8 protein-coding genes are annotated in these 11,379 nt (G+C 72.8%); 4 read left to right on the top strand and 4 right to left on the bottom strand.

Going from position 1 to position 11,379, the window contains the following annotated elements:
- Positions 1-385: 385 nt before the first annotated feature.
- Entirely contained in the window at positions 386-835 is a 450-nt protein-coding gene (locus tag H0H10_RS00270; RefSeq protein WP_188178730.1) for a PTS sugar transporter subunit IIA, read from the top strand.
- 77 nt (positions 836-912) lie between these two features.
- Entirely contained in the window at positions 913-2,583 is a 1,671-nt protein-coding gene (ptsP, locus tag H0H10_RS00265) for a phosphoenolpyruvate--protein phosphotransferase (RefSeq protein WP_188178729.1), read from the top strand.
- Positions 2,584-2,650: 67 nt separating this feature from the next.
- Here the strand turns inward: ptsP and H0H10_RS00260 are convergent, their stop codons facing one another.
- Positions 2,651-3,541 carry a DUF8829 domain-containing protein gene (locus H0H10_RS00260; protein ID WP_188178728.1) on the bottom strand — a complete coding sequence of 297 codons (891 nt, stop codon included), beginning with the start codon at positions 3,539-3,541 and terminating at the stop codon, positions 2,651-2,653.
- 120 nt (positions 3,542-3,661) lie between these two features.
- Positions 3,662-5,629, bottom strand: a complete 1,968-nt coding sequence (locus tag H0H10_RS00255) for an acetoacetate--CoA ligase (protein WP_188178727.1) — start codon at positions 5,627-5,629, stop codon at positions 3,662-3,664.
- A 213-nt stretch (positions 5,630-5,842) separates the two neighbouring features.
- Between H0H10_RS00255 and H0H10_RS00250 the strand changes: the two genes are divergently transcribed.
- Positions 5,843-8,224 carry a glycoside hydrolase family 31 protein gene (locus H0H10_RS00250; RefSeq protein ID WP_188178726.1) on the top strand — a complete coding sequence of 794 codons (2,382 nt, stop codon included), beginning with the start codon at positions 5,843-5,845 and terminating at the stop codon, positions 8,222-8,224.
- Here H0H10_RS00250 and H0H10_RS00245 read toward each other — a convergent pair.
- The gene (locus tag H0H10_RS00245; RefSeq protein WP_188178725.1) at positions 8,215-8,751 is read right to left on the bottom strand and encodes an NUDIX domain-containing protein; all 537 of its coding nucleotides are present in this window, start codon (positions 8,749-8,751) and stop codon (positions 8,215-8,217) included. The genes H0H10_RS00250 and H0H10_RS00245 overlap by 10 nt on opposite strands.
- A 47-nt stretch (positions 8,752-8,798) precedes the next feature.
- Entirely contained in the window at positions 8,799-9,608 is an 810-nt protein-coding gene (locus H0H10_RS00240) for a M15 family metallopeptidase (RefSeq protein WP_188178724.1), read from the bottom strand.
- Positions 9,609-9,757: 149 nt separating this feature from the next.
- Here H0H10_RS00240 and H0H10_RS00235 point away from each other — a divergent pair.
- Positions 9,758-11,379: GGDEF domain-containing protein (locus tag H0H10_RS00235; protein WP_188178723.1), on the top strand; the 1,622-nt coding region annotated here is incomplete at its 3' end.

The raw sequence follows: 11,379 nt of genomic DNA, 5'->3' as shown, positions 1-11,379 counted from the left end.
AAGGAACGGACGCTTCCTTTGTACTCACCCTCTCGGGCTTTCCTCCGGGCGCTTCCCTTCGGTGTTTCCAACACTACCAGGCTTTTCCGCTCCCTCCGACCACCGTCCTGCGGGCATGCAGAAGGCGATCCGAAGATAGGATCTGCGAGGTTGGGTTGCCGCCGGGGTAGGGGACGCTTGGTTCGCATCGCTCCGCCCCAGGCAGGACTCACGACTGTACACGCGGCCGTGGAACCGGTGCAAATCACGGGGGACTGTGGTCTAGACCTCTATTCGGTAGGATCATGCGGAACCCGTACTTCCTATGACATACGCTGCTGCCCAGCGTGCCGTCCCGTACAGGCAGTGACGGCCCATCTGAATCTCCACCCCTGGGAGGCTTCCCATGACCACCGTGACGTCCCCGCTGGCAGGACGCGCCATCGGACTGGCCGCCGTGCCGGATCCGGTCTTCTCCGGGGCCATGGTCGGCCCGGGTACCGCCATCGATCCCGCGCGCGAGCCTTCCGAGGCGGTCGCGCCCGTGGACGGTGTCATCGTCTCTCTGCACCCGCACGCCTTCGTCGTCGTCGACGAGAGCGGGCACGGGGTGCTGACCCACCTCGGCATCGACACGGTGCAGCTCAACGGCGAGGGCTTCGAGCTGCTGGTCAGCAAGGGCGACACCGTGGTGCGCGGTCAGGGCATCGTGCGCTGGAACCCGGCAGACGTCGAGGCCGCGGGCAAGTCGCCGGTGTGCCCGGTCGTCGCGCTGGAGGCGACGGCGGAGGCGCTCTCCGATCTCCGCGAGGACGGCGAAGTGAAGGCCGGGGAGAGTCTCTTTCTCTGGAAGTGACGTCAGTACCGTTCTGTGACGGCTGGTAGGACAACCACCGCGGCGGCAGGCTCGCCGCACTATCGGAGACGGGTGAGATGGAGACAACGCTGCGAGGCGTCGGTGTCAGCCACGGTGTGGCGATCGGCGAGGTCCGGCACATGGGAACGGCGGTGCTCGAGCCGCCTGCCAAGCAGATCCCGGCGGAGGAGGCGGAGCGTGAGCAGGGGCGCGCCCGCAAGGCCGTGGAGGCTGTGGCGGCCGACCTGATCGCGCGCGGCAATCTGGCGGGGGGCGAAGCCCAGGCGGTGCTCGAGGCCCAGGCCATGATGGCCCAGGACCCCGAGCTGCTGGCGGACGTCGAGCGGCGCATCGCGGTCGGGAGCACGGCCGAGCGTGCGGTGTACGACGCCTTCGCCGCCTACCGCGCCCTGCTGGCCGGCGCCGGTGAGTACCTGGCCGGCCGGGTGGCCGACCTCGACGACGTGCGGAACCGTATCGTCGCCCGGCTGCTCGGCGTGCCGATGCCGGGGGTGCCGGACAGCGACGAGCCGTACGTCCTCATCGCACGGGACCTGGCGCCCGCGGACACGGCGCTGCTGGACCCGACGCTGGTCCTCGGTTTCGTGACCGAGGAGGGTGGGCCGACCAGCCACAGCGCGATCCTGGCCCGTGCGCTCGGTGTGCCGGCCGTGGTGGCGCTGCCGGGTGCCGGTGAGCTGCCCGAGGGCACGGTGATCGCCGTGGACGGGAGCACCGGCGAGATCTTCGTGAACCCCAGCGAGGAGAAGAAGGCACGGCTGGCGGCCGAGGCCGCCGCGCGCAAGGCGGCACTGGCCGCCTCGACCGGCCCCGGGGCGACGTCCGACGGGCACAAGGTGCCGTTGCTGGCGAACATCGGTGGTCCCGCCGACGTGCCCGCGGCCGTCGAGGCCGGGGCGGAGGGCGTCGGTCTGTTCCGTACCGAGTTCCTCTTCCTCGACGACAGCAAGAAGGCGCCCTCCGAGGAGAAGCAGATCGCGGCCTACCGGCAGGTGCTGGAGGCGTTCCCCGAGGGCCGTGTGGTCGTGCGGGTGCTGGACGCGGGCGCGGACAAGCCGCTGGACTTCCTCACGCCGGCGGACGAGCCGAACCCGGCGCTGGGCGTGCGCGGGCTGCGCACCCTGCTGGACCACCCCGAGGTGCTGCGGACGCAGCTGACCGCGCTGGCGAAGGCCGCGGAGGGACTGCCCGTCTACCTCGAGGTCATGGCCCCGATGGTGGCGGACCGTGCCGACGCCAAGGCGTTCTCGGACGCGTGCCGTGAGGCCGGGCTGCGGGCGAAGTTCGGCGCGATGGTGGAGATCCCGTCGGCGGCGCTGCGCGCGCGCTCGATCCTTCAGGAGGTCGAGTTCCTGTCGCTGGGGACGAACGACCTCGCGCAGTACACCTTCGCCGCCGACCGTCAGGTGGGTGCGGTGTCCCGGCTGCAGGACCCGTGGCAGCCCGCGCTGCTCGACCTGGTCGCGCTGGCCGCCGAGGCGGCGAAGGCCGAGGGCAAGAGCTGTGGTGTCTGCGGTGAGGCCGCGTCCGACCCGCTGCTCGCGTGTGTGCTGACCGGTCTGGGTGTCACCTCCCTGTCCATGGGTGCGGCGTCGCTGCCCTACGTGCGGGCGACGCTGGCGAAGTTCACGCTGGCGCAGTGCGAGCGGGCGGCTGCGGCCGCCCGGGCGGCGGACAGCGCCGAGGAGGCGCGCAACGCGGCTCAGGCGGTGCTGTCCGGCGAGTAGGGCCCGGCTGCGACCGTGCCGTCGCTGTGAGGGGCGCTCCACCTGTGGGTGGGGCGCCCTCTCGCGTTCAGTGGCGGTGCCCCGGCGCCGGGTTCTCGTCGCCGAGGTCGGGTGGCTCGCAGTAGTCGACGTTGGATTCCGGGGAGATGAGGTCGCCGGATTCGGCGTCGGTGCAGTAGGCGTCGAAGACCTCTCCGGCCGTGAGGGGTTCGAGGCCGTATCCGCGCAGGCGCCAGCCGTAGACACGGTCGGGGCTGCCCGGCGCGGTGGTGCGCATGACGAGTCCGCCGGGGACGTCGGTGGCGAGGCCCAGGGCCAGGACGCTGGTGAACTCCAGGGCCTCCGCCTCGTCCAGGTGCGGAGCGTCGCCGGCGTTCTCGTCCGCGTGGAGGACGGAGACGAGGGTTTCCGGCGGGCCGGAGACGCTGCAGACCAGGTGGTGGTCGCCCGGTGGGGCCGTGTCGAGGATGCGGACCAGGAGGTGCGAGGCGCGGAGGTAGGCGGCGCGGCCGAGGTCCTCGCCGCAGCCGGCGCAGGTGCCGAGGCGGGCCAGCAGCATGGACGCGTACTCCCAGGTGGCCTGGCGGACCGCCTCGTCGACGAGGGCCGGGAGGAGGTCGGCGAGGGGCTGGCCCTCGTAGGGGACGGTGGGTCCGGTGGCCGCGAGTTGGGCGGTGAACCGGGTGCGGCTGGCGGGGGCGTCCGGGTCGAGTCCCGTGGTCGAGCAGAACTCGGCGTAGTCCTCCGGGTCGAAGAGGGCGACCGTGGTGTGGGTGCCCTGGGAGGCGCGGGCGCGGAGCACGGCCTCCACCTGCCGGAAGTAGGTCGTGTAGTCGTCGAAGGTGAAGCTGCGGTAGCGCCGCATGGCGCGGAAGTCGTGCTCGTCGGTGAGCAGGCCGATGGTGCCGGCGATCTCGCGGCGCAGGACGCGTCGCATGGTCTGGTCGGTGTGCGCCATGTTTCCCCCTCTGCACGGTCGATCAATGCTCACTCAGAGTAATCGGCGGCACTGACAACGGCGTCCGCGGAGGGCTGCGGGCCGGCCGCCGCGGGGTGGCCGGCCCGTTGAATGGCCTGGTCAGGCGCGTTTGCGGGCGAGGTCCTCGAAGAAGTGGAGCAGGTCGAGGTCGTCGATGGAGCCGGGGTTCACCGCCTTCTCCAGGGGTGTGCCCTGGAGGAGGCGTTTGACGGGGACCTCGATGCGCTTGCCGGTGAGGGTGTGCGGGATGCCGGGCACCTGGATGATCTCGTCGGGGACGTGGCGCGGGGAGAGCTGTTCGCGGATCGTCTGCTTGATGCGGGTCAGGAGGCTCTCGTCGAGGACGGCTCCGGGGGCGAGATGCACGAACAGCGGCATCCAGTAGCCGCCGTCGGGCTGTTCGATGCCGATGACGAGGGATTCCCTGATCTCGGGGAGGCGCTCGACGGCCTCGTAGATGTCGGCCGAGCCCATGCGGACGCCCTGGCGGTTGAGGGTGGAGTCGGAGCGGCCGTGGATGACGACCGAGCCGCGTGAGGTGAGGGTGATCCAGTCGCCGTGCCGCCAGACGCCGGGGTAGGTGTCGAAGTAGCTGTCGTGGTAGCGGCTGCCGTCGGGGTCGTTCCAGAAGCGGATCGGCATCGAGGGCATGGGGTTGGTGACCACGAGTTCGCCGACCTCGTCGGTGAGGGGGTTGCCGTCCGGGTCCCAGGACTGCAGGTCGGTGCCGAGGCAGGGGGCCTGGAGCTCGCCGATGTGCACGGGGAGGGTGGGTACGGCTCCCGCGAAGCAGGAGCACACGTCGGTGCCGCCGCTGACGGAGGCGATCCACAGGTCGGCGCGGACTTCGTCGTGCAGCCAGCGGAAGCCGTCGGGGGGCAGGGGCGAGCCCGTGGTGGCGACGCACTGGACCGTGGAGAGGTCGTGGTCGCGGCCGGGGTGCACGCCGGCCTTGCGGCAGGCCATGACGTACGCGGCGGAGGTGCCGAAGAGGGTGGCCCCCGTGCGTTCGGCGACGCGCCACTGGGCGCCGGTGTCCGGGTAGCCGGGGCTGCCGTCGTAGAGGACGATCGTGGTGCCGGTGAGCAGGCCGGAGACGAGGAAGTTCCACATCATCCAGCCGGTCGACGTGTACCAGAAGAAGCGGTCCTCGGGGCCGAGGTCGCAGTGCAGGCCGAGCTGCTTGAGGTGCTCGACCAGGATGCCGCCCTGGGACTGGACGATGGCCTTGGGCAGGCCGGTGGTGCCGGAGGAGTAGAGCACCCACAGGGGGTGGTCGAAGGGGACCTGCTCGAAGACGGGTTCCGTGTCGGCGGACGTCAGGGCCGACCACTCCAGGGCGCCCTCGGGTGCTTCGGTGCCGAGGAGGGGGATGTGGACCACGGCGCGCAGGGTGGGCAGTTCGCGGCGCAGTTCGGCGACGGTGTCGCGGCGGTCGTGTTCCTTGCCGCCGTAGCGGTAGCCGTCGACGGTGAACAGGACGACGGGTTCGACCTGCTGGAAGCGGTCCAGGACGCTGCGGGCGCCGAAGTCGGGGGCGCAGGAGGTCCAGACTCCGCCGACGGCGGCGGTGGCGAGGAGGGCGACGACGGCCTGCGGGATGTTGGGGAGGTAGCCGCTGACGCGGTCGCCGGGGCGGACGCCCAGGGCGCGCAGTTCGGCGGCGAGGGAGCCGACCTGGCGGCGCAGGTCGGCCCAGGTGACGGGGGTGGGTTCGTGGGTCTCGTCGACGTGCAGCAGGGCGGCTTCGTCCGCGCGGCCCGCGGCGGCGCGCAGGGCGTGCTCGGCGTAGTTCAGGGTGGCGCCGGGGAACCACTGGGCGCCGGGCATGGAGCGGTCGCCCAGCACGCGCGCGTAGGGAGTGGAGAACCGGACGTCGAACCACTCGGTGACGGCCTTCCAGAAGGTCTCCGGCTCGTCGACGGACCAGCGGTGCAGAGCCGCGTAGCCGCCTTCGGCGGGGGCGCCGTGGTGCTCGGCCGCCCAGGTCTGGAATCTGGTGATCCGTGCTCGGGCGATGCGTTCCGCATCCGGCTGCCAGAGCGGCTGGGGGTCTACGGTCGACATGGGGCGGCTCCCGGACTGTGCGCGTCGTGTGCGTCCTCCGCGCACGGGCTGGGGTGTGCGCGTGACGCGGCTGACACGGACGATGCCATGTGATCGACTTCTACACCAGGGTGCGCCCCACATAGTCGGTGACTTGAAGATGTGGCCCCATCACGGGTGAACGGCAGTTGAACGACACCCTCGCGTGCAGCGTTCGATGGCAGGGTGAGCAGCATGGACGGTCGTGACCTGGTGCGTTCGGTGAAAGCGGTCGGTTCGGCGGGGGCGGCCCAGGGGTGGCGTACCGTGCGGGCGGCGTGGCGCAGGCGGCGTGCCGACGCCGTGGGGCTGCCGCCGCGGGGTGCGGAGCGGGCGCGGGTGCCGGGGATCGTGCAGGAGGCCGAGCCGGGGCCCGGGGGCGGTGTCGTGCGGTTCGGACGCTCGGAGCTGCGGATCGTCGTCGCCGTGAACGGGGCCGCCTTCTGGGGCTGGGACGGGGCCGGGCCCGAGCCGTCGTACGCGCTGGCGGGCCGCTGTCCGGAGCCGGATCCGCGGGCGGCGCTGGAGCCGGACAAGGACGGCGGCTGGCGGGTGGTGGCCGAGCGGGTGACGGTGGCCGTCTCGCGGCACGGTGCGATCGAGGTCCGTACTCCGGGTGGTGTGGTGCTGCGCCGTGACCAGCCGCCCCGGTGGTGGGAGCCGGTGGGTGGCGGGCCGGCGCGCTGGATGGTGCGGTCGGAGGTGGCGGCGGACGCGCGCTTCTTCGGGCTCGGGGGGCGTGCGTCGGGTCCTCGGCTGCGGGACGGCACGTACCGGCTGTGGAACACGGACCCGGGCCTGGCGTTCGCTCCGGGGGACGATCCGCTGTACGTCACGATGCCGGTGCAGCTGGTGGTGGCCGACGCGGGGACGCACCTGCTGTTCCACGACAGCTCGTGGGACGGCACGGTGGCGCTGAGCGAGGGCCGGGAGGGTGCCGGTTCCGGGCACGACCGGCCCGGGACGAGCGTGCTGCGGATGGACGGCGGTCCGCTGCGCTGCTGGGTGATGGTGGGCACCCCCGCGCGCGTGCTGCTCGCCTGGGCGTCGCTGACCGGGGCGGCGGCGCTGCCGCCGGCGTGGGCGCTGGGTCACCAGCACGCGCGGTGGGGGTTCGGCGGTGAGCAGGAGGTCCGGCGGATCGTGGCCGGCTACCAGGAGCGGGATCTGCCGCTGGACGCCGTGCATCTGGACATCGACCACTACGACGCCCATCAGGTGTTCACCGTCGACCAGGACCGGTTCCCCAAGCTGCCCGTTCTCGCCGAGGAGCTGCGGCGGGACGGGATCCGGCTGGTGTCGGTCGTCGATCCCGCGGTGCCCGCCGTGCCCGGCAACGCGGTGTACGACGCCGGGGCGGCCGGGGACGCGTTCGTGCGGGACGCCTCCGGGCAGGTGGTGCGGGGGGTGGGGTGGTCCGGGGATGCGGTCTTCCCGGACTTCACGGACGCGGGGGTGCGGCAGTGGTGGGGCGGGCTGTACGAGGAGCGGATCGGGCAGGGGTTCGCGGGGTTCTGGCACGACTTGAACGAGCCGACGTCGTTCGCCGCGTTCGGGGAGACGACACTGCCGCGTTCGGCCCGGCACCGTCTGGAGGGGCTGGGCGGTGACCACCGGGAGGCGCACAACGTGTACGCCTTGTGCATGGCCAGGGCGGCGTACGAGGGGCTGCGGAAGCTGGTGCCCGAGGAGCGGCCGTTCGTGTTCTCGCGCTCGGGGTGGGCCGGGATGCAGCGCTACGGCGGCACGTGGTCGGGGGACGTGGCGACGGGCTGGCCCGGTCTGCGGGCGTCGCTGGCGCTGGTGATGGGGCTCGGGCTGTGCGGGGTGCCGTATTCGGGGCCGGACGTGGGCGGCTTCGACGGGAGTCCGTCGCCGGAGCTGTTTCTGCGGTGGTTCCAGTTGGGCGCGTATCTGCCGCTGTTCCGTACGCACGCGAGTCTGCGGGCGGGGCGCAGGGAGCCGTGGGAGTTCGGTGCGGAGGTGCTGGAGCACGCGCGCGTGGCGCTGGTGGAGCGCCGGCGGCTGCTGCCGTACTTCGTGACGCTCGCGCATCTGGCCCGGCGGACGGGTGCGCCGTATGTGCGCCCGTTGTGGTGGTCGGCGCCGGAGGACCGGGCGTTGCGGGACTGTGAGGACGCCTTCCTGCTGGGTGACTGTCTGCTGGTGGCGCCGGTGCTCGATCCGGGTGCGGACCGGCGTGCCGTGCGGCTGCCGCGGGGCCGCTGGTACGACACGGTGACGGAGCGGGCGTACGAGGGGCCCGGGCAGGTGCTCGTGGAGGCCCCGCTCGCGCGGATCCCGGTGTTCGCGCGAGCGGGTGCCGTCGTGCCCGTGCGCGGGCGGGACGGCGGGGTGGAGCTGGAGGTGTGGGCGCCCGCCCGGGGTCGGACCGGGGGCGGGCTGGTCGTGCCGGACGCGGGCGACGGCTGGGAGGAACCGGGGATCGAGCGGTACGTCGCCCGCTGGGAGGGCCCGCGGGTGGTGGTGGAGCGCGAGGGCGAGGACGGCCTGGCCGGGCCGTCGCGTCCCGTCCGTGTCCGCGGGCTCCCGGAGGGCGGTCCGGCTCAGATGTAGCGGCCCTCGAACCAGGCCCGTACGGCCAGGGTGTGGAGGGGGAAGGCCAGTTCCTCCGCCCTGCGCAGGAGGTGCCAGCCCTCCGTCTCGTCCGTGGGGGCGGACGGCGGGAGGCCCTCGGCGGGGCGCTCGGGCAGGAGCCCGAAGAGCAGCAGGTGGCCGTCGGGCGAGCTCATGGCGTCGGCGAGTCGTACGTCGCGGCTCTCGGCGTCGATGCCCGTCTCCTCCTTGAGTTCGCGGACGACGGCCTGCCGCCAGTCCTCGCGGTGGTCGATGTAACCACCGGGGAGGGCGGTGCCGCCGCGCGCGGGGGGCACCGTCCGGGTGATGACGACCAGGGCGGTGCCCTGCGTGTCGTACACGGGCTGGAGGGCGACCGCGACGGGCAGGGGGTTGCGATAGGCGACGGTGCCGCATGCCGGGCAGGTGCGGGGCCAGCCGGAGACGCCCTCTCCGTAGGGCGTTCCGCAGCTCGAACAGTGGGAGTCCGGCGCGGAGTTGGGAACGGAGGTTTGAGTTTCGGACACGCGGCGGACTGTATCCGATCACGGAGGGGGCGGCTCCGGCAGGCGGTTCAGTGGCGGCCGGCGAGCGACCTGGCGGACACCGGGAAGTCGAAGTAGGTGTCCGGGTGGGGCTCGGGCTTGTACGTGAAGTGCCACCACTCCTCGGGGAGGTTCACGAGGCCGACGTCCTCCAGGGTGTTCTTGAGCAGCAGCCGGTTGGCGCGCTGGGTGCCCTGGATGCGGGGGTCGAGGGTGTGCGAGAGGGTGTCGAAGCAGTCGTAGCCGGTGCCCATGTCGACGGAGTTGTCGGGGAAGCGCTCGTCCTGGGGTGCGAAGCAGGGGGCCAGGGGCTGTCCGGGGTGGTAGGGCCGGGTGGGCTTCGCCGGGAGCCGCACGATGGTGAGGTCCACGGTGGAGCCGCGGCTGTGGCCGGACTTCTCCGCGATGTAGCCGTCGGCGAACAGCCGTGTCTTGTCGACGTTCGGGTAGAACTCGGCCTTCATCTCCTGGTCGTCGAGGTCCTTCGCCCAGCGGACGAAGTGGTCGACGGCGCGCTGCGGCCGGTAGCAGTCGTAGACCTTGAGGGAGTAGCCCTGGCGCAGCAGCCGCAGCTGGGCCTTGTGGAGGGCTTCGGCGGCGGGGCGGGTGAGGATGCACAGGGGCTGGCGGTAGCCGTCGATGGGCTCGCCGACGAAGTTGTGCGGGGTGACGTAGCGCATCTCCTGGATGATCGTCGGGTCGACGCTTCTCAGGGCTACGAAGTCGTCCGGGGCCTTGGGCTCGGTCTTCGCCTGGGCGGCGGCGGGGGCGGCGGTCACGGCGAGCAGGGCGGCGAGGGTGGTGACCAGTCCGCGGACCGCGGTGGAGATTCGTGTCATGTCCCCTGCATCTATCAGGCCGCGGTTCCGCAGGGGAAGTGGCCGGATGCGGTCGAGATCACGGATACGTTCAGTGACCGGCCGGGAATCCTACGTGAACGTCGCGTGAACTCGGCCTGGGCGGTCGCCGGCGGCGCCATCATGCTCCCGTGCGCTCCTGGACGGATACTCTCCGCTTCGCCTTCCAGCCGGTGGTCAATCTGATGACCGGCGGGGTCGCGGCGCTGGAGATACTCGCCCGCCCGGAGACCGGGGACGTCCTGGCCGAGGCCCGCCGCGATCCCGCGCTGGACGGCCGGCTGGCGGTGGCGGCGTTCCGGGCGGCGGTGCGCAAGGAGACGCTGTTGCCGCTGCACGTCAACGTGTTCGCCGGCACGCTCGCCGACCTCGGTGGGCTGACCCCGCTGCACGACGCCGTGCGCGAGGCGGGACGGCTGCCGTGGGAGGTGACGATCGACGTCGGTCCGCCGTACACGCATGTACCGCAGCAGGCCCTGCTGGAGGCGGTGGCCGCGCTGCGGGACCAGGGGTTCCGGATCTGTGCGGACGGTGTCGGGGACGGTGACGCGCCGCTGCGGCTGCTGACGGACCTGGCGCCGGAGCTGGTGAAGCTCGACGGGTCGCTGCTGGCGCGGCCGGCGGCCGTGCGCGGGATGCGGGCGCTGTGCGAGGAGCTGGGGGCGCTGCTGTCCGTCGAGGGTGTGGAGACGGAACTGCAGTGCGCGGCCGCGCGGCAGGCGGGGGCCCAGCTGGCCCAGGGCGAGCTGTTCGCGCCGCCCGCGCGGCTGCCCGCGGCGGACGTGTACGTTCCGCCTCCCTCCCCCGGTGCGCTGCCGGTGTCGCGGTCGGGCCCGTGGGTGCGGGAGTTCGTACGGCCAGCCGCGCTGCTGCCGGCGACCGCGTCCGCGGGGCAGGTACGGGCGCTGCTGACCGGGTCTCCGGACGTGTCCGGGGTGCTGCTCGTCGACCGGGCCGGAGTTCCGGTGCGGTCGGTGCACCGGTCGCGTTTCCTGCTGTCGATGTCGGGGCGTTACGGGCACGCCCTGTACGCCGACCGCCCCGCCGCCAAGCTCGGTGACCCGCCGCGGACGGTGGGGGCCGACGCGACGGCCTGGGAGGTGCTGGACGTGGTCGCGGTCGGCGGCCGGGACCGTACGTCGGACGACGTGGCGGTGGTCGACGCGTACGGGCGGTGCGTGGGCGTCGTACGGCTCGCGGATCTCGTGCGGGCGCTGGCCGAGAGCCGGGTGGAGGAGGCTGCGGGGCTGAATCCGCTGACGCGGCTGCCCGGGTCGGACGCGATCACCGGTGAGGTGGACCGGCGGATCGCGGAGGGGCGGGCGTTCGCGCTGAGCTGGCTCGACGTGGACCACTTCAAGCAGGTCAACGACGGGGCCGGGTTCGCGGCGGGCGACGACCTGATCCGGGCGGTCGGGCGGGCGCTGCAGCAGGCGGCGTCGGGGCACACGCGCGTCGGCCACATCGGCGGCGACGACTTCCTGGTGCTCACCGATCCGGAGGGGCTCGATCCGCTGGCGGCAGCCGTGCTGGACGTGTCGTGGTCGGCCGGCGGCCGGACCGTGACGCTCTCCCTGGCGACCGTCCTGTGCGCACCGGGCAGCGTGCCCGACCACAGGCAAGCGGCCGCCTGCCTGGCCCCGCTGAAAAAGGCGGCGAAGGCACTGCCCGGGGCGAGCTGGGTCCTGGGCCGCGCCGGCACACCGGGACACGAGGTCCGCCGGGGCACGGACCGGGCACCCGCACCCGCCGG

It is taken from the genome of Streptomyces griseicoloratus, from assembly GCF_014534645.1.
GTDB classification, from domain to species: Bacteria; Actinomycetota; Actinomycetes; order Streptomycetales; family Streptomycetaceae; genus Streptomyces; species Streptomyces griseicoloratus.
Note: the sequence above shows the minus strand (reverse complement) of the source record. Positions and strands in the feature narration are given on the sequence as shown.

What these genes read in the sequence shown, in the direction of transcription:
- H0H10_RS00270 (WP_188178730.1), top strand. Translation starts at nt 386, where the DNA reads ATGACCACCGTGACGTCCCCGCTGGCAGGACGCGCCATCGGACTGGCC.
- ptsP (WP_188178729.1), top strand. Translation starts at nt 913, where the DNA reads ATGGAGACAACGCTGCGAGGCGTCGGTGTCAGCCACGGTGTGGCGATC.
- H0H10_RS00260 (WP_188178728.1), bottom strand. Translation starts at nt 3,541, where the DNA reads ATGGCGCACACCGACCAGACCATGCGACGCGTCCTGCGCCGCGAGATC.
- H0H10_RS00255 (WP_188178727.1), bottom strand. Translation starts at nt 5,629, where the DNA reads ATGTCGACCGTAGACCCCCAGCCGCTCTGGCAGCCGGATGCGGAACGC.
- H0H10_RS00250 (WP_188178726.1), top strand. Translation starts at nt 5,843, where the DNA reads ATGGACGGTCGTGACCTGGTGCGTTCGGTGAAAGCGGTCGGTTCGGCG.
- H0H10_RS00240 (WP_188178724.1), bottom strand. Translation starts at nt 9,608, where the DNA reads ATGACACGAATCTCCACCGCGGTCCGCGGACTGGTCACCACCCTCGCC.